Source organism: Neorhizobium descurainiae (assembly GCF_051400715.1).
GTDB lineage: Bacteria > Pseudomonadota > Alphaproteobacteria > Rhizobiales > Rhizobiaceae > Neorhizobium.
This window is the reverse complement of record NZ_JBLFFK010000014.1, coordinates 83,996-100,598: the sequence shown is the minus strand read 5'-3', so window position 1 is coordinate 100,598 and position 16,603 is coordinate 83,996. Positions and strand designations below refer to the sequence as shown.

At 60.7% G+C, this 16,603-nt stretch carries 15 protein-coding genes; 4 read left to right on the top strand and 11 right to left on the bottom strand.

Going from position 1 to position 16,603, the window contains the following annotated elements; all coding sequences use genetic code 11:
• Positions 1-54: 54 nt before the first annotated feature.
• Entirely contained in the window at positions 55-1,494 is a 1,440-nt protein-coding gene (locus ACMGE0_RS21965) for a glucosamine inositolphosphorylceramide transferase family protein (RefSeq protein ID WP_436818013.1), read from the top strand.
• On the opposite strand, the gene ACMGE0_RS21960 is transcribed toward ACMGE0_RS21965, so the two are convergent.
• Positions 1,475-2,776 (bottom strand): VpsF family polysaccharide biosynthesis protein, encoded by a 1,302-nt coding sequence (locus ACMGE0_RS21960; protein ID WP_436818012.1) that lies wholly within the window; start codon positions 2,774-2,776, stop codon positions 1,475-1,477. The genes ACMGE0_RS21965 and ACMGE0_RS21960 overlap by 20 nt on opposite strands.
• A gap of 258 nt (positions 2,777-3,034) precedes the next feature.
• On the opposite strand from ACMGE0_RS21960, the gene ACMGE0_RS21955 reads away from it, so the two are divergent.
• On the top strand, positions 3,035-4,423 hold the full coding sequence (locus tag ACMGE0_RS21955) for a GumC family protein (RefSeq protein WP_436818011.1): 1,389 nt from the start codon (positions 3,035-3,037) through the stop codon (positions 4,421-4,423).
• Between the two features lie 8 nt (positions 4,424-4,431).
• Positions 4,432-5,550: a glycosyltransferase gene (locus ACMGE0_RS21950; RefSeq protein ID WP_436818010.1), complete on the top strand. Its 1,119-nt coding sequence runs from the start codon at positions 4,432-4,434 to the stop codon at positions 5,548-5,550.
• 7 nt (positions 5,551-5,557) lie between these two features.
• Here the strand turns inward: ACMGE0_RS21950 and ACMGE0_RS21945 are convergent, their stop codons facing one another.
• The 6 genes from ACMGE0_RS21945 to ACMGE0_RS21920 form a co-directional block, all read right to left on the bottom strand.
• Positions 5,558-6,451 carry an ABC transporter permease gene (locus ACMGE0_RS21945; RefSeq protein WP_436818009.1) on the bottom strand — a complete coding sequence of 298 codons (894 nt, stop codon included), beginning with the start codon at positions 6,449-6,451 and terminating at the stop codon, positions 5,558-5,560.
• The gene (locus ACMGE0_RS21940; RefSeq protein ID WP_436818008.1) at positions 6,448-7,386 is read right to left on the bottom strand and encodes an ABC transporter permease; all 939 of its coding nucleotides are present in this window, start codon (positions 7,384-7,386) and stop codon (positions 6,448-6,450) included. Before ACMGE0_RS21940 ends, ACMGE0_RS21945 begins: the two co-directional genes overlap by 4 nt.
• Positions 7,383-8,114 (bottom strand): glycerophosphodiester phosphodiesterase, encoded by a 732-nt coding sequence (locus ACMGE0_RS21935; protein WP_436818007.1) that lies wholly within the window; start codon positions 8,112-8,114, stop codon positions 7,383-7,385. Before ACMGE0_RS21935 ends, ACMGE0_RS21940 begins: the two co-directional genes overlap by 4 nt.
• A 16-nt stretch (positions 8,115-8,130) precedes the next feature.
• A complete protein-coding gene (locus ACMGE0_RS21930; RefSeq protein WP_436818006.1) occupies positions 8,131-8,955 on the bottom strand; it encodes an ATP-binding cassette domain-containing protein in 825 nt (274 codons plus the stop codon).
• Positions 8,952-9,920 carry an ABC transporter ATP-binding protein gene (locus tag ACMGE0_RS21925; protein ID WP_436818005.1) on the bottom strand — a complete coding sequence of 323 codons (969 nt, stop codon included), beginning with the start codon at positions 9,918-9,920 and terminating at the stop codon, positions 8,952-8,954. The genes ACMGE0_RS21930 and ACMGE0_RS21925 overlap by 4 nt, the downstream gene beginning before the upstream one ends.
• Before the next feature lie 68 nt (positions 9,921-9,988).
• Entirely contained in the window at positions 9,989-11,560 is a 1,572-nt protein-coding gene (locus tag ACMGE0_RS21920; protein ID WP_436818004.1) for an ABC transporter substrate-binding protein, read from the bottom strand.
• A gap of 227 nt (positions 11,561-11,787) precedes the next feature.
• Between ACMGE0_RS21920 and ACMGE0_RS21915 the strand changes: the two genes are divergently transcribed.
• A complete protein-coding gene (locus ACMGE0_RS21915; RefSeq protein WP_436818003.1) occupies positions 11,788-12,879 on the top strand; it encodes an ROK family transcriptional regulator in 1,092 nt (363 codons plus the stop codon).
• 58 nt (positions 12,880-12,937) lie between these two features.
• Here the strand turns inward: ACMGE0_RS21915 and ACMGE0_RS21910 are convergent, their stop codons facing one another.
• The 4 genes from ACMGE0_RS21910 to proV form a co-directional block, all read right to left on the bottom strand.
• Positions 12,938-13,237: a helix-turn-helix domain-containing protein gene (locus ACMGE0_RS21910; RefSeq protein ID WP_436818002.1), complete on the bottom strand. Its 300-nt coding sequence runs from the start codon at positions 13,235-13,237 to the stop codon at positions 12,938-12,940.
• A 61-nt stretch (positions 13,238-13,298) separates the two neighbouring features.
• Positions 13,299-14,174 (bottom strand): glycine betaine ABC transporter substrate-binding protein, encoded by an 876-nt coding sequence (locus ACMGE0_RS21905; RefSeq protein ID WP_436818001.1) that lies wholly within the window; start codon positions 14,172-14,174, stop codon positions 13,299-13,301.
• Between the two features lie 62 nt (positions 14,175-14,236).
• Entirely contained in the window at positions 14,237-15,118 is an 882-nt protein-coding gene (locus tag ACMGE0_RS21900) for an ABC transporter permease (protein WP_436818000.1), read from the bottom strand.
• Positions 15,119-15,139: 21 nt separating this feature from the next.
• Positions 15,140-16,372, bottom strand: a complete 1,233-nt coding sequence (proV, locus tag ACMGE0_RS21895) for a glycine betaine/L-proline ABC transporter ATP-binding protein ProV (protein WP_436817999.1) — start codon at positions 16,370-16,372, stop codon at positions 15,140-15,142.
• Positions 16,373-16,603: the final 231 nt, after the last annotated feature.

Below are 16,603 nucleotides of genomic sequence, written 5' to 3'. Positions count from 1 at the left end.
GCCTGGGTCAGAAACCTAGGGGGTGGGTGATACGAACGCGGGCTTCGAGCGATCTTGAAAAAAATCCTTATTGCAACATTCAAGGAGAGCGCGAGGCGGTGGGAACACGAGCTCGGCGCCAGATTGCGCTCCCTCGGTCATGACGTTTATTTCGCCCAGGTCGAAGGCGCACCGCCGATGCCTTTCCTGGATGCTGTCCTCGCGCTGGAATCATGGCGGGGCGGCCCTTCGTCTGCATCCCTGACGTCGCCGCCACCGGCGGATCATCTCCCCGATGCATTGGATCTACTGATCGACCTTACCGGCAAGGCATCTGCGCGCGGGCTCCCGGTCCTGACCATTGAAATCAACGGCTGTCCCTATCTGCCGAAAGCGTTTGCCCTTCTGCGATCGGGCTCCGGTCTTGTCGACATTACCGCCCGGCTCGACGGCAAGCCGATCGGTGGCGCCTCCCCCATGATCAGTGACAAAGCCTGGCTCTCGCGCGATGTCAACGAAGTTCTTGCGGCCGCACAATCGCTGATCGCGCATTCGATTGCCTGTTTCGAGGCGGGTCGGCTCGAAGAGGTGCATGCGGCACAAGTCGAACGAGCGCCGCGTTTCCTCGCGCCGGGCTATATGCAACGTCTCGTCACCGGCCTCGGAGCCCGGGCATTGCGCAAACTGAGGCCCGGACACCGGGAATTCTCCTGGCAGACCGCCTACCGTTTTATCGACGGCCGGGGAATAGCCGAAGACGGGCAGATCGCTGATCCGCCTTTTACGGTTCTGGCCGATGACGGGCAGCGCTTCTACGCCGATCCCTTCCCGATGGAACATGAGGGACGCCAATATCTGTTCGTCGAAGAATACCCCTATGCGCGTGGCCGAGGCATCATCTCGGTTGCCGAACTAAGCGAGGAGGGAAAATTCGATCGTCCCCGCCCCGTGCTGGAGGAGCCGCATCATCTTTCCTATCCGAATGTTTTCGCGCGCGAGGGATCCATATTCATGATCCCGGAAAGTGGATCGGCGGATCAGGTTGTCCTCTATCGAGCTCAATCCTTTCCCGACCATTGGGTGCGCGACACCGTGCTGATCGAAGGCCGGAACTTCAATGACGCGACCCTGCTCGAGCATCAGGGCCGGCTTTGGATGTTTGGAACGGAACGATTTGGCAGCGGTAGTGCGTCGGATACGATGATGGTCTACAGCGCCGACAATCTGCGTGGTCCCTGGGAGCCTCATCCGCTGAACCCGATCGTGATCGACCGCGCCGGCGCTCGCCCGGGCGGAAATACCATCTGCATGGCCGGCAAGATCTTTCTGCCGGTGCAGGACGGAACCGAGACTTACGGGGGAGGTCTGGGCTTGCGCGAAATTGTCAAGCTGGAGGCTTCGAACGTCGAGCTTGGCCCGGTACTCCCGATCATGGGACCGATGCCGAAGGCACGTGCTCGCATTCATACCCTCAATCGAGCAGGGCGGCTGGAGGTTATCGATAGCCCCCGATAACGGCTTTGCCTGCCCGCGGCCTCGCCGGCACATGCGCCGTGGAAACCGAGCTGCGGAAGCCGACGATCAGAATGGTGAGAAGAATGATGTCGGGCGTCTTGGTGGCCAGGGCGTTGTTCGACAGGTCGACCAGAATGAAGATGGAAGCCCCGATCTTCGCAGCCGCCTCGCTTCCGCGCAGAAGCCGCAGGACATACCGGATCACGATAAGCGTGAAGACGATTGCGGCCGGCAGACCGAGGAGCATGATGATGATGACCGGAGCGCTTTCGATGAAAGGAAGCCCCAGCTTCTCGTTGACGAGCGTCAGAAGGTCGGTGGCATCCATGCCAGTCAGGATTTCCTTCCAGCCGACATAGTTGAAGATCTGATAAATCCTCACGCGGGCCAAGGAATTCTCGTCAACGACCGAGCTGAAACGGCTGAGGAGTCCACCCGCCAATAGTACCGCGATCAACACCGCTCCGATGAAGAACGTCACCAGCAGCGCGATGAATTTCGCCTGACGTTCGTGGCGGGATGAGAGCTTTGGCCACCGCACGAAAAGCAGAAGGAGGAGTATCTCGACCGCGGAAAGCATCAGGGCGAGACGGGCACCTGCGGCTGCACAGCCGATGAAAAGCACGAAGACGGCGGCCATCTTGATCCAGATCCGCCAGCGCGTGAGGGGCACGAAACCGATTGCGATCGCGCAATGGGCCCCCAATGCCAAAGGATGACCGGAAAGCCCGGTGGCCCGGAAGAAGGGTTCGCCCTCGGTAAAAGGCATCAGGCGATGCTGTGTGAGCGCCTCGCCGATGGCAATGACGGCGCTTGCAAGCAGGATCAACAGAACCGTGGTAGCGATGATTCTCCGGCTTTGCTCATTTTGCGTCAGCATCACGAGAGCCGTCAGAACCGCAGTGAAGTATGTGTCGATGAGGAAACCTGTCGCACCCAATCGCCCGGCGAGGATGAGATAAAGGACAAGAGCGCCCATGAGGGCCGCATAGCGCACCAATGCGCGAAAGAGGCTGATATCGTCTCCTGCAAGGACGAAAGGCCGGCAGAACAGCGCCGCAACAAGCGTTGCCGCAATGGCGTAAGTTCCCAGATGAAACTTGGCGTAAAACGGTCCGCCCTCGTTCGTGTAATCCACCAGCATGTTCATCAGATGGGGCGTCATGACCAGACGGAATACGAGCACCCCGGCCGTCAGGAAGAGAAACAGAATTCCAAGGGCGTTCTGACGGATGTCGGCATCCGCTCGCGGATATTGAGAGCCTGGGACAGAATAGGACATTTCATCTCCTTGCCGAAGAAACCTTCCGCCATTCCGGTCTGCGGCCCCCACCTGCACCGTCAAATTACAACAGGGGAAAATAAGCCGTTAACCGCATGCCTCTATAACTAGCCCCAGCATAGGAAACGAGGCGTTAACCTAATGGCTTCTTCTCTTCTCGATTATCTGGCGGATGCGCCACGCGGGGGCGCTTCCGATCGACAAGATTTTGACAGGGAATGGCATCAGGCCGAGGCTCCGGCCGCCGCCGGGGAGACCGTGACGCTCGACAAGATCGCAAGCTTCATGGAACTCGATCTGCGTCGTGTCTTCGTATGGCTGAAGGCAGGCATCGGGCTGGCCGTTGTCCTTGCCGTGCTTGGAGCCGCCGCCGCCGCCGGATATGGTATCGCCAGCCCCCCCCGCTATACGGTTACCACCGACGTTCTCATCGACCCGGCCAATCTCCAGGTGGTCAACAATGATCTTTTCACGGTGCCGGGCCAGGTGGACGGCCAGCTTCTTAATCTCGGCAGTCGGATACGCGTCATGACATCAGGCAATGTGTTGTCGCGCGTCGTGAAGGAGCTGAAACTTTACGAGGATCCGGAGTTCTACAAGCCTCCAACGGCTGGCTTTCTCACATTTCTCAGACGCGGTGAGGCATCCAGACCGAATCCCGAACTCTCAGCCCTGAAGGCCCTGCGAACGAAGGTCGGCATCAGTACAGACGAAAGGTCCTTTATCGCAAGCTTGTCCGTCTCGGCTGAAACAACGGAAAAGGCGATAGCAATTTCGCAGGCAATCGTCAGCGCTTTCCAGGCCGAACTCGCCGCGGCGGATGCGGAGGGTGCAAACCGCGCCGCCAGCGCGCTCGATAACAGGCTCGAAGAGCTCAGGAGCGACGTGTTGGCGGCCGAAGAGCGGGTCGAGGCCTATAAGCGCGATCACAATCTGTCGACCGGCGAGAATGGTCAACCCGTCAGCTCTCAGACGATCAGCCAGCTTAACAGCCAGATCGTCGCTGCCCGCTCGCGCGTCATCGATGCGCAGGTGACCTACAATGCGCTTCAGAAGGCGGAAAGCGCCCCTGTTGGCACTCAGGTCGCCGTCTCCCCCGCACTGGCTGAATTGCTCCAACGCGCAGGCGCCATGCAACAGCAATTCGATGACCAGAAGGTGGTCTTCGGCGAGCGGCATCCTTCCATCGTCAGGCTGAAAGCTCAGCTCTCGTCCATTCGTGAACAGGTGAAGGTCGAACTGGACCGAGCTGCGAGCGCGGCCAAGTCAGAACTGGACAAGGCGAATGCTGCACTGGGTGAGCTGACCGCCAGAATGGCAGAGGTCGAAGGCTCGATTTTCAACGACAACCAGTCTCAGATCGAATTGCGCGAGCTGCAGCGCGATGCGACCTCCAAGGCTGCGATATATGAGAGCTTTCTTTCCCGCGCGCGGCAAATTACCGAACGCGAGCAAATCAACACCAACAACATCCGGGTGATCACCGGAGCCTTGCCCCCCGGTGGCCGCTCGTGGCCGCCAAGCACGGCTGTTCTCCTCATCATCGGCGCGATAGGCGGTTTCATCCTCGGTCTCGGTCTTGCCGTCATCCGCGGCATCATCGCTGATCTGCGGCTTTCGCCCCCAAAAGCGCTCCACCATTCGTGAACGCAGACATGAGGAAACGGATCGTCTTTCACGTTCCGAGCTTGAGGGGAGGCGGTGCCGAGCGCGTTTTCGTCCTGATGGCCAATGAAATGGCGGTGCGGGGCCATGCGGTGACGCTCTTCGTCTGGAATGCCGAAGGTCCCAATGCCGAACTCATCGGTCCGCAGGTCAATCTCGTCACTCTAGGACTGGCGATCCATGGCGAGGGCTTCGGAAAGTCCGCAACCCTCAAGGGACTTGCCAGATCAGCGGCCTTCCTGCGCCGCGAGCAGCCCAATGCCGTTTTCTCTGCGCCTGAATTCGCCAATCTGCTGACCACGCTCGCCCTCCTTTTCGGCGGCTGTCGCGCTGCGTTCTTTCCAAGCTACCATGCCGCCGCCTCATTGGAGAGCAATGGCTTGGGTTCGCGCATCGCGCCAATCTTGACGCGGCTGATCGCTTGGCGCGCAACCCGGGCAATAGCGGTATCGAGCGGGATCGGCCGCGATCTTTCGGCGCGCGGATTCCACGATGATCAGGTGGCGGTCATTCACAATCCGCTTCCTCCCCTGCATCAGCGCAACGCTGCACCCCACGCATGGCAGGCCGCCCTTGCAGCCATGGGAGAGGGTCCGGTGGTCGTCACTCTCGGGCGCCTGGTGCCGGTCAAGGACCATCGGACGCTTTTAAAGGCATTCTCGATCCTTGATCCGGCGCAAAGGTGCCGTTTGGTGATTTTTGGCGACGGGCCGCTCAAAGAAAATCTCGTCGCCTATGCGGGCGAACTCGGCATCTCCGAGAGGGTGCTTTTCCCGGGTTACGTCAACGATCCCGCCGTGTGCTACGCGATCGCCGACCTCTTCGTTCTCTCGTCAACAAGCGAGGGCTTCGGCAACGTTTTGATCGAGGCGATGGCGGCCGGCATTCCGGTCGTGTCGACCGATGCGCCACATGGACCACGCGAGATCCTTGCCGATGGCCGCTTCGGGGCGCTGGTTCCTGTCGGCGATGCCGCGGCACTCGCAGAAGCTATCGGCAAGACTCTGGCAGAGCCACCGCAAGTGCCGGAACTCAAGATGCGTGCGGCAGATTTCAGCATTGGCGTCATCGGCGACCGCTACGAAACCCTGATCGGCAAGGGAATTTAAGCCGGAATTACATCTCCGCGGATTTCAGCGTCGGATCGAGCTTGTCGCGCAGCCAGTCGCCGACGAGGCTGATGGACAGCGTCGTCAGGAAGATGACGATGCCGGCCGGCACGCCCGTCCACCAGGCAGTCGCCAGATAGTTTCGCCCCTCTCCGAGCATCAATCCAAGGCTTGTCTGTGGCGGCTGAATGCCAAGGCCAAGGAAGCTCAACGACGTTTCGATGAGGATGAGTTCGGGGAAATTGAGCGTCAGCTGGACGATCAATACGCTGAGAATATTCGGCAGAATATGCCGCATGTAGATGCGTGCCGGATGAACGCCGAGCGTGCGGATCGCGAAAGCATAACCGTGGCCGTTCGCCTGCAGCACGAGGCCACGTGTCAGCCGCGCATAGACCTCCCAACCATAAAGGCCGACCACCACCAGGAAGAGTTCGAAGTTGTTGCCAAAGAAGGCGAGTACCGCGAGCGCGATGATGAAGAAGGGCATGCTCGCCTGAAAATCCACGAAGATCATCACGACATCTTCGACCAGGCCGCGGAAATGAGCCGCGCAGAAGCCAAGAAGCGTGCCGAAGGTCGCACCAATCATGGAGCCGACGATAGCGATCACCACACTCATGCGCGTGGCATAGATCAGTCGGCTCAACACATCGCGGCCGAGCCCATCGGTGCCGAGCAGATATTTCGGATCACCGCCCCAAAAAGCCGGCGGCTTCAAACGGTTCAGCAGGCTCTGCTCCGTGTAGCTAAAGGGCGCCAGATGGTCGGCTCCGGCCGCCACCAGCAGAACCAGCGCCAGCCACACCATGCAGAACAGGATGACGAACCGGGGCCTGCCAGCGTCCCTTATGCCGAGCCTGCGTGCCTTTCCCGCCGGCAGTGACTGGTCAATGGTCATCGGTCCTCCTTGGCTTGCCGGGTTTCGATGCGCGGATCGAGCCAGCCATAGGTCAAATCGACCATGAGATTGGTGAGAACCATGGTGAGCGCGACCAGAAGCACGATCGTCTGCACTACCGGAAGGTCACGCTGACCGACGGCATTGACCAGCATCAGGCCGATGCCGGGCCATGCAAACACCGTCTCGACCACGACGGCGCCGGCGATCAGCGAACCAAGGCGCAGGCCAAGTACGGTGACGACCGGAATTGCCGCATTCGGAATCGCATGGGCGATCACGCGCCGGGTCAGCTTGAGGCCTTTGGCACGGGCCGTGCGCATATAGGGCTGGTGCAATACTTCCAGCATGGAGGAGCGCGTAAACCGCGCGACAGTACCGGCATTGATGATGCCGAGCGTCGCCGCCGGCAGGACGAGGTGCGACCAGGTAGCCCCTCCGGAGCTCGGCAGCACCCGCCACGTCATGGAAAAGAGCAGGATCATCAGGATGGCGAAAAAGAAATTCGGCATGCTGTGGCCGAAGATCGAAAAAGCCATGGCCGCATGGTCGACGCCGGTGCCGCGCTTCAGTGCCGCGGCAATCCCGGCAACGAGCCCGATGACGACGGTGATCGCAAAACCGGAAAGCCCGAGCAGAAGGGTCATCGGCACGCGCTCCAGCACCACTTCGAGTGCCGGCCGATCGTCGCGGAAGGAATAGCCGAGATCGCCCTGCGCGGCAGACCAGATATAACGCGCATATTGCTCGGGAAGCGACCTGTCGAGCCCCCAGGCGGCCCTGTATTCCGCCACGATCGCCGGCGGCGTGTCGTCCGGCAGCATCATCGTCACCGGATCTCCCGAGACGCGCAGCACGATAAAGACGAAGGTCACGGCGAGAAGCAGTGTCAGGCAGCCGCGGATGAGCTTCGTCAGGATGAATTGCAGCCTCATGGCCGAAGCTCCAAGGTCTCGGCAAGCACCTGCCGCGCCCCTACCGGATCATTGACGAGGAACCCGGAGGCACCTTCGCGCACCATGCGCAGCAGATCGTCTGCGGCGAAATCGCCCACCCGGCGACCGGTGGCACCCTCGCCGGCGGTGATCCAGACCGGTCGGCCACTCTCCACATGACCGCTGATGCGGCCCGGCCCCGTATCCCATTCCCAGATGCGCAGGATATCGCCGCCAGCTTCGAAGAAGGCTTCCTCGTCGAAACTCTTGACGAGCCCGAGGATGGGCCGAGTCCAGCCTGCTGTCCGAACATGCCTGACGGAGCCCGACGCATGCAGCCCGAGTGTCAGATCACGAGAGGCCACCTCGGCGAACGCGGCAAGCAGGATATCGAGCGCTTCCGGCCGCTCGTCCTTGACATCGAAGAGGATCGGCCGGTCTTCCGGAACCGTTTCGAAAAGCAGCGCAAGCGCCGGCGCGGCAGGAAAGCCCTGTGCCTCGATCACTGCCAGTTCCTTGCTCGTCACCTCGGCGATCGCATCTTCCCGGCCTGCGAGGCGTTTCAGGTCCTTGTCATGGCAGCACACGACCTTGCCGTCGCTCGTCACGCGAACGTCCACCTCGATATAGTCGGCGTTTGCTTCGATCGCGCCGGTCCAGGCGGCTGGAGAATTTTCCCTGTAGAGGGTGGAGTAGCCGCGATGAGCGATGATGGCGGGCAAAGACATTACGATTTCCTTGTTGTCAGGCGATGCGGCGCTCGCGAGCGCGCCGTTCAGCAGGCGTCGCCGCCGGAACCGCTGCGAGCAGCGAGCGGGTATAGTCGTGCTTCGGATCGGCGAAGATTTCAGCAGCACTGCCGGTTTCGACGATCACCCCCTTCTGCATCACCGCGATCCGGTCGCTGATGTGCCGCACCACGCCGAGATCGTGCGAGATGAAAAGGTAACCCATACCGAAACGGGACTTGAGATCGTTGAGCAGGTTGATGATCTCCGCCTGCACGGAGACGTCGAGAGCACTTACCGCCTCGTCGCAGACGACGACCCTCGGCTCAAGCACGAGTGCGCGGGCGATGACCGCCCGCTGCTGCTGTCCGCCGGAAAGCTGGTGCGAGTAACGCCCGCCCATGCCAGGCAATCCTACGAGCGCCAGCATCTCTTCCATGCGCGCCTTGCGCCCTTCGGGATCGAACAGCCCATGCGCCTGCATGGCCTCCTCGATCTGGCCAGCGATCGTCATGCGCGGGTCGAGCGCCTTGGATGGGTTTTGGAAAACCATCTGAACGCCGCGCCGTTCACGCCGCCATGCGGCCGAACCGATGCGGGCATAGGGTCTTCCATCCAGCAAAACATTGCCGCAAGTCGGGCTTTCGATACCGGCAGCGATGCGGCCGAGCGTGGATTTGCCGCTGCCGCTTTCACCGACGATGCCGAGGGTTTCGCCGGGTTCAAGCGTGATGCTGACATGATCGACTGCCCGCACGCTCGTCTTGCCGCGGAACAGGCCGCCGCCGGAGCGATAGACCTTGACGGTATCTTCGAGAACCACGCTGCCCTTGCCGCTCATGCGAAGTCTCCGGCGAAATGACAGGCGGCGCGGTGATCGGCACTGATCGGACGCAGAGCCGGCAGTTCAATGCATTGTTCGGCCGCGTAGGGACAACGCGGCCGGAAACTGCAGCCCTCGGGCCGGCGCGCCGGGCTCGGCACCGTTCCCTCGATGGCCGCGATGCGTCCATGTCTTTCGGTCGTCGCATGCAGGCGGCAAGCCATCAGGCCGCGTGTATAGGGATGCAGCGGCTTTTCGAAAAGCGCATCGACGGCGGCGGTCTCCACCACCCGGCCGGAATACATGACCGCGACCGTGTCGGCGATCTCCGCAACCACGCCGAGATCATGGGTGACGAAGATCATCGCCGCACCTGTTTCCGCCTGCAACTCGCGCATCAGTCTCAGGATCTGCGCCTGTGTCGTGACATCAAGCGCCGTCGTCGCTTCATCGGCGATCAGGAGCTTGGGCCGGCAGGCGAGCGCCATTGCGATCATCACACGCTGGCACATGCCGCCGGAAAGCTGGTGCGGATAAGCTTTTGCACGGATTTGCGGATCGGCGATCCCGACGGAAGCAAGGAGGTCGATCGCCTGCCTCTCCGCCTGTCGCCAAGTCAGCCCACGATGCACGACCAGCACTTCGGCGATCTGCATGCCGACCCGACGCACGGGGTTGAGCGCGGCCATGGCATCCTGGAAGATCATCGCCATGTCGCGGCCGCGGACGTCTGCGAGCTTATTTTCGCTGAGCGAGGAAAGAGCCTGTCCGAGGAAAGAGATCCGGCCGGCCTTGCGAATGAGCGGTTCGGACGTCAGTCCCATGGCGGCAAGACAAGTGAGGCTTTTGCCACAACCGCTTTCGCCCACGAGGCAGAGCGTCTCGCCCGCGCCCACCTCAATCGAGACATCGATCACCAGATCGGCGCGTGAGGTCCCAACCGTCAGGCCGTCGATGGTGAGCACCCTCTCCACCTGCGGCATGGGCGGCCTCGAAACGGGAGTCCCCTGCCGGCTGGAACCGGCAGGGCGCGCTTCAACTTCCAGCGTTGTCACGAGCGCTTGGCCTCGAACGTCAGGTTATAAGGGCGCAGGTCCATGTAGTAGAAGTTATAGGGCTGCCACTTCACGGACTTACGAACGCCATAGGTTTCGAGCGGCTGGTAGAGGATGGTGCCCGGAGCCTCGTCTTCCCAGATATCGAGCATCTTCTGGAAGACTTCGCGGCGCTGGGTCGTGTCCGCAGTGCGGTCGAGTTCCTCGCCGAGCTTGTTGAACTCTGCCGGCAGCCAGTCCTTGTTCTGCTGCACGCCGCCGAAGGGCCCCCAGAGGTTCCAAAGGCCACCTGCCGGATCCGGATAACGGATGGAATTCGACCAGGTGCGGACCATGCGCACGTTGTTCGGGATGTTGTCTGTGCTCTCGACGATGTCGAGCTTGCCGTTGATCCCGGCGGCTTTCCACATTTCCATGATCGCCTGGGCGGCCGGCAGGGCGTTCAGATAGTAGTTGGCGCGGGTCGAATAGCGGATCTCCTCGCCCTTGTAGCCGGCCTCCTTGAGAAGCTGCCTGGCTTTTTCCGGATCGTAGACGAGGCCGGCGCGCTTCTCGTCGTAAAGGGCGCCGAATTCCGGGAACTGATGGCTCTTCGGGATGACGGCCTGGCCGTTCCACAGGGCTTCGACAAGCAGCTTGCGGTCGATGGCAAGGTTCATCGCCTGGCGGATGCGCTTGTCCTTGATGGTCGGATTTTCGGTATTGTAGACGAGCACGTGGGCGTTTGCGAGAACGACGCTGCGCGCTTCGATGTCCGGATAGCTGTTGATCTGCTGGATCTGGTCCGGCGCGATATTGGTGGCGATGTCGAACTCGCCGCTGACGAGGCCGGCGATACGGGTCGCCTGCTCGGGCACGACGCGGAAAGTCACCGAAGCGGCCGTCGGTTTGCCATCGAAATAATCGTCGAAGGCGACGAGCCTGACCGTTTCGTCCGGCTTGTATTCGGCGAGCTTGAACGGACCGGTACCGACCGGGAATTTCGCAAACTTGCCGTTGGCATGCTCCGTCCAGTCCTTCTTGTTGACGATCCAGGCCGCCCAGGACGCGAGCCGCTGCTCAAGGATCGGATCAGCCGTCTTGGTGGTGAACCGGACCGTCAGCGGATCGATTGCCTCGACCTTTTCGAGGACGCCGAAATAGGCACGGCCCTGCTTCAGCGGCGCATCCTTGCCGGTCAGTCGCTCCGGCGAGAAGGTGAAGACGACGTCATCGGCGGTCATGGTCTCGCCGTTGTGGAACTTGACGTTCGAGCGGAGCTTCACCTCCAGCGTGCGGTCATCGATGCGTTTCCAGCTTTCGGCCAGCGACGGCACGAGCTTGGAGCCGTCGCCGTTCGGCGACGACAGGAAATCCCGGCGGATCAGCGTATCGAACATCGAATAGGTGATGCGCACACCCTGGTTGGAAAGCTCCTGGGCCGGCTCCAGCGTCGGCGGCACATCGGCAACGGCGACGGAAAGCTTCGGGCGTTTATCTTCAGAAGCAACATTATCTGTCTGCGCGCTTGCTGCGCCTGGCAAAAGGCTGGCGACAACGAACGCTGAAGCGATGAATATCTTTTTCATAACCGTCTCCTTAGCGGGGACACCCCGGCCACAGCATTGATGCTCGACGGCATACCGGGCCATGTTAACATTTTTATCACCACCAAGGTGTGATATTCGTCTAAGGCGCTAGGTATCAGTCCCGCGCGGGACCGCGCTCGACCTACTTGGATTCGGCGAGGATCATCGTGTATCGACCGGAACATCTGATACCGGCGCAATTCCGACGTGCCCGTGGAGCTCCCATCGTGTCGGAAAACGAACGCAGAATGCTGCGGCTGCTTTGGAGGCAGCCCGGTCTCACGCGCGCCGCGTTGACCAAGCAGCTGGACCTCACGCAGCAATCGGTGCATCGCATCACGGTCGATCTGGTGACACGCGGACTTGTCGGTGTAGGCGCAGCCCCGCCACCGTCCAGCCGCGGAAAACCGAGCCCTTCTTTGTATCTGGCTCCCGATTTTGCCTATACCTGGGGCGTGTCCCTGAACACCGATGAAATCGGTCTCTGCCTCATGGATTTCGCGGGCAGTCCCATTGCCTACGAATTACTCCGGCTTGACGGCGAGGGGCGTGAAGCAACTTTGGAGATGATCGCGCGCAGAATGCGGGCGCTGCGCATTGCCCACCGCCTGGCCGATGATCGTTGCCTCGGCCTGGGCTTCGGTATCACCGGGTTCTGGCTGAGCGGAACTCAGTTCAATCCACCCCTTCCCTTGCGGGACTGGTCGCTTATCGAACTTGGCCCGCTGCTCTCGGCCCGGTTTCGTCTCCCCGTCTGGATCGAAAACAATGCCAATACCGCGGCCCTTGGCGAAGCCATGCTTGGATTTGGCCGCCAGCTGCCGACTTTTGCGTATGTCTCGTTCAACTATGGACTGGGTGGCAGCATTGTCATCGATGGACAATTGATCACAGGCGGTAGCGGAAATGCAGGTGAGATTTCGGCTTTGTTTACGCCTGAGGAGCGCCCGATGCGGCCGGCACTGCAATTTCTTCTGGAACGGTTACAGTCGGAGGGAATTGCCGTCACATCCATTTCGGACATGGCGGCGCGTTTCGATCCCTCATGGCCGGGCGTTGACGAGTGGATCGACGACGTTGCGCCGAATTTCAATAGGATCGTCGCCGCTTTCTGGGCGGTGCTCGATCCGCAGGCCGTGATCCTGGGTGGGCAGATTCCCACGGGCCTTGCCCGCCAGCTCATTCAACGTGTCAGCCTGACCGAGATAAATCGCTACGGTCTGTCGCGCCCGACACCCAAACTTCTGATTTCCGAACTCGGCCCGCAGGCTTCCAGTCTCGGCGCTGCCGCTTATTCGCTCAACAAGTGCTGTTTTTAGCACTGGCCGCCGACGAATTCCTTGCTCGTGCGTGGTGGCCGCGTAAGCATGCCAGCGATCAATGCAACCAACTCGAATGGGTTCTGCCAGTGCCAAGCTGGTCCCAGTCCGGGCCCATACCCCTCCCGCTGAGCAGCCAGGCAAGGCTCACCTGCAACGCTCCAGCAATCCTGTCGAGCTGATTGGCTCGTGGCGCCGAACGGTCATTCTCCCAATTCCGCCAGGTTTCCGATGTGATCCCGACAATCCGGGATGCGTCCTCGACCGACATGGACAGTGCATCGCGCGCGAGCGAGATCCGACCGCCGATCGTATCGTCCGCGGCCAACGCAGAAGCGATATATTCATCAAACATCATAAAACACCCCTAGACATGGAGCGGGCCTCGCAACCGTTTCTCTGCGAAGCCCGCAAATGGTTCAGCCTTCGTTGCTGCCCAACCAGGCCTTCACCTGATCCGGATGCTCTTTGATATATTTTTCGACAGCCTCGTCGTAGGACGTTTCCTGCGCGTCGAACATCGCGCTTTCAAGATCGGAAAGCGGCAGCTTCATGCGGGACAGGAAGTCGGCGACTTTGGGGTTGTCCTCCTTGAAGCCCTTGCGCGCGAGGACATCGACGTGCTCCGCCTCACCGAGCGACTTCTTGGGGTCCTCGATGTAGCGCAGCTCGTATTTGCCGAACATCCAGTGAGGGCTCCAGGAGGTTGCCACGAACCAGTTCTCCGAACGCATGGCGCGATCGACCGTGGTCAGCATTCCCGCCTCGCTGGAAATCTGCAGCTTGTAATCGTCCAGGCCGTAATCCTTGATCGCCTGTTCGGACAGGCGCGTCAGTCCGGCACCCGGATCGATGCCTTCGACACGGCCCTTCAGCTTCTCCTTGACCTCGTCCTTCTTGAGGTCCTCGATCGAGCCGATCGCATCTTCCGGAATGTATTTCGGGACGACCCAGCCCAGCTTTGCGCCATCATAGACGCTGCCGAGCGTTTCGACCCTGTCCTTGACCTTGGCGAAGTAATCCGCGTGGGTCTGCGGAAGCCAAGCCATCATCATGGCATCGAGATCGCCGCGGCTGACACCCTGATAAAGAGGGGCGACGTCCGTCTGGATCAGTTCGACCTCCTGACCGAGCTCGTCCTTGATGAGCTTTGCCGCAAGCTTGGTGACGAATTCCGCATCCGACCAAGCAGCCCAGCCGATTTTGACCGGCTCGGCATCCTGCGCCATCGTTGCCGTGGTGACGCCGCCGAAAAGGACGGCCGCGAGGCTCATTGTAACGAGTGTCTTCAACATATCTGCTCCTTTTTTGAAGGTTCGCATTCGGCGGCACGTGGCCGCCATGGCTCAGCACGAGATCAGGCGGTCGCTTCCGCCGTCTCCTGCCGTGCTGCTTTCTGGAAAAGCGCACGCCAGACACCGGCGCGCTTATTTCCGAGGCTCTGCGTGATCCGGTCGAGGATCACCGCCAGAATGACGACGGCGATACCGCCCTCGAAGCCGGTGCCGACGTCAAGCCGCTGGATGCCGGTCAGAACCGTATTGCCGATGCCACCCGCGCCGATCATCGAGGCGATGACCACCATCGACAAGGACAGCATGATCGTCTGATTGATGCCGGCCATGATCGAGGGCATGGCGTTCGGCAACTGCACCTTGAACAGAAGCTGGGAAGCCGTGCAACCGAAGGCGTTCCCAGCCTCGATGAACTCGACATGCACCTGCCGAATGCCGAGATTGGTCAGGCGGACGACCGGCGGCATGGAGAAAATCACAGTCGCGATCGTGCCGGGCACCGCACCAAGGCCGAAGAACATCGCCGCCGGAATGAGATAGACGAAAGCCGGCATGGTCTGCATGAGATCGAGCGCGGGCCTCACCGCGGCGGCGACCCGGTCGCCGCGCGCCATGGCAATTCCAAGCGGCAGACCGATGACCATCGCGATGATGGTCGAGGCGATCACGAGCGACAGCGTTTCCATCATCGCCGGCCAGAGCTGCATGTGCTCCACCAGCCAAAGCGAGAGGCCCGTGAAAACGGCAAAACCTGGCCCGACGCGCCAAAGCGAAAGGGCGACGAAGATCGCAAGGCCGACCGGCATGGGAATGGCGAGCAGAGCATCCTGTATGCCGTTCGTCACCAGACCTATGGTTGCCGCGATGAAATCGAGAAGCGGACCGAAATTGTCGAGGATGTAGTTGACGGCGCTGTCGACGCCGTCGCCAATGTCGAAGTTCATCTGTCTATCCGTTGTTGAAAATCAGCTTGCGCGATCAAGCGTCTCGAGGAGAGCCGACTTGCTGATGGAACCGACATAGCGGTTTTCATCATCGATCACGGGCACGGGCCAGGAACTACCGGCAACCCTGCCGAGAACGTTCGACAGCGGTTCGCTGGCGAGGATCGGCTCCACTTCCGACAAAAAGGCGTTCCGATAAGGATCGGCGACCTTCGCGCGAACTTTCTCGACCAGCGATGCTTGGCTGACGATGCCATGATAGGCTTTGTCGCGGCCGACGATGATCGCGAATTCCCGGTCGAAATTCTTCATCCGCTCCAGGGCTGCGGCGGCCGAGACCCCCTGCCGTTCGATAAGCGTGACCTGCGTCTTGCGGGCTATGTCCCCTGCCCTGAATACCCGGGAAACATCGACGTTACGGAAGAATGACCGGACATAATCGTTCGCCGGATTGAGGACGATCTCGTCCGGGGTTCCGACCTGAACGACATGACCGTTCTGCATGATGCAGATGCGATCGCCGATGCGCATGGCCTCGTCGAGGTCATGACTGACGAAGACGATCGTGCGGCTGTGTTCTGCCTGGAGGCGGACCAGCTCGTCCTGCATTTCCGTGCGGATCAAGGGGTCGAGGGCAGAGAAAGCCTCGTCCATCAGCAGGATCGTCGGCTCGCTGGCGAGCGCGCGCGCCAGTCCCACCCGCTGCTTCATGCCGCCCGACAGCTCATCGGGACGGCTCTCGCTATAACCGTCGAGGCCGACGGCCTTCAAGGCTGCGAGCGCCTTTTCCTTCCGCTCGACCTCCCCGACGCCGGCGACCTCCAGGCCGAATGCGGCGTTGTTGAGGACATTTCTGTTCGGCAGCAGCGCGAAGGACTGGAAAACCATGCTGATGTCACGCCGGCGCAGTTCGATCAGCTCGCGCCGCGGCATGCGGGTGATATCTCTGCCATCGATCTCGATGGAACCGGAGGTCGGCTCGATCAACCGGTTGAGAAGGCGCAGGAGCGTGGATTTTCCGGAGCCGGAAAGGCCCATGATGACGAAAATCTCGCCGGCCTTGATGTCGAAACTGGCATTGTCGACACCGATCGAACAGCCGGTTGCGGCGCGGATGTCAGATTTGCTTTTGCCCTGGCTTAAGAGATCGAGCGCCTTTTGAGGTCGTTCGCCAAAGACTTTGTAGACGTTCTTGATACTGATCTTGGTCGAAGTCGGCTGCGCCGAGAGATCGTTTTCAGTCGCAAAAACCATTTGAATGTAGCCTCGGCTCAATAGCGGAGGCACTCTCCTTTAGTTACGACTCGGCGACAAGGGAGTATAATCCCCCAAGTTGCGAGTATTGTGTGATTTCTTCGACGGCGGCAGGCGCGCCATCAGCTAGCGTTTCTGTATCTCCCTCACATTTCCGGGTTGATCCGGCGAGAGAGACGTGGCTGAACATAGGAAATGCTTGAAGCTGCCGTGAGCAGAACATTTCCGTGG

Bases quoted from the DNA above. Each gene is read 5' to 3' on its own strand.
- ACMGE0_RS21960 (WP_436818012.1), bottom strand. From the start codon at position 2,776: ATGTCCTATTCTGTCCCAGGCTCTCAATATCCGCGAGCGGATGCCGAC.
- ACMGE0_RS21950 (WP_436818010.1), top strand. From the start codon at position 4,432: ATGAGGAAACGGATCGTCTTTCACGTTCCGAGCTTGAGGGGAGGCGGT.
- ACMGE0_RS21945 (WP_436818009.1), bottom strand. From the start codon at position 6,451: ATGACCATTGACCAGTCACTGCCGGCGGGAAAGGCACGCAGGCTCGGC.
- ACMGE0_RS21940 (WP_436818008.1), bottom strand. From the start codon at position 7,386: ATGAGGCTGCAATTCATCCTGACGAAGCTCATCCGCGGCTGCCTGACA.
- ACMGE0_RS21935 (WP_436818007.1), bottom strand. From the start codon at position 8,114: ATGTCTTTGCCCGCCATCATCGCTCATCGCGGCTACTCCACCCTCTAC.
- ACMGE0_RS21930 (WP_436818006.1), bottom strand. From the start codon at position 8,955: ATGAGCGGCAAGGGCAGCGTGGTTCTCGAAGATACCGTCAAGGTCTAT.
- ACMGE0_RS21925 (WP_436818005.1), bottom strand. From the start codon at position 9,920: ATGCCGCAGGTGGAGAGGGTGCTCACCATCGACGGCCTGACGGTTGGG.
- ACMGE0_RS21920 (WP_436818004.1), bottom strand. From the start codon at position 11,560: ATGAAAAAGATATTCATCGCTTCAGCGTTCGTTGTCGCCAGCCTTTTG.
- ACMGE0_RS21910 (WP_436818002.1), bottom strand. From the start codon at position 13,237: ATGATGTTTGATGAATATATCGCTTCTGCGTTGGCCGCGGACGATACG.
- ACMGE0_RS21905 (WP_436818001.1), bottom strand. From the start codon at position 14,174: ATGTTGAAGACACTCGTTACAATGAGCCTCGCGGCCGTCCTTTTCGGC.
- ACMGE0_RS21900 (WP_436818000.1), bottom strand. From the start codon at position 15,118: ATGAACTTCGACATTGGCGACGGCGTCGACAGCGCCGTCAACTACATC.
- proV (WP_436817999.1), bottom strand. From the start codon at position 16,372: ATGGTTTTTGCGACTGAAAACGATCTCTCGGCGCAGCCGACTTCGACC.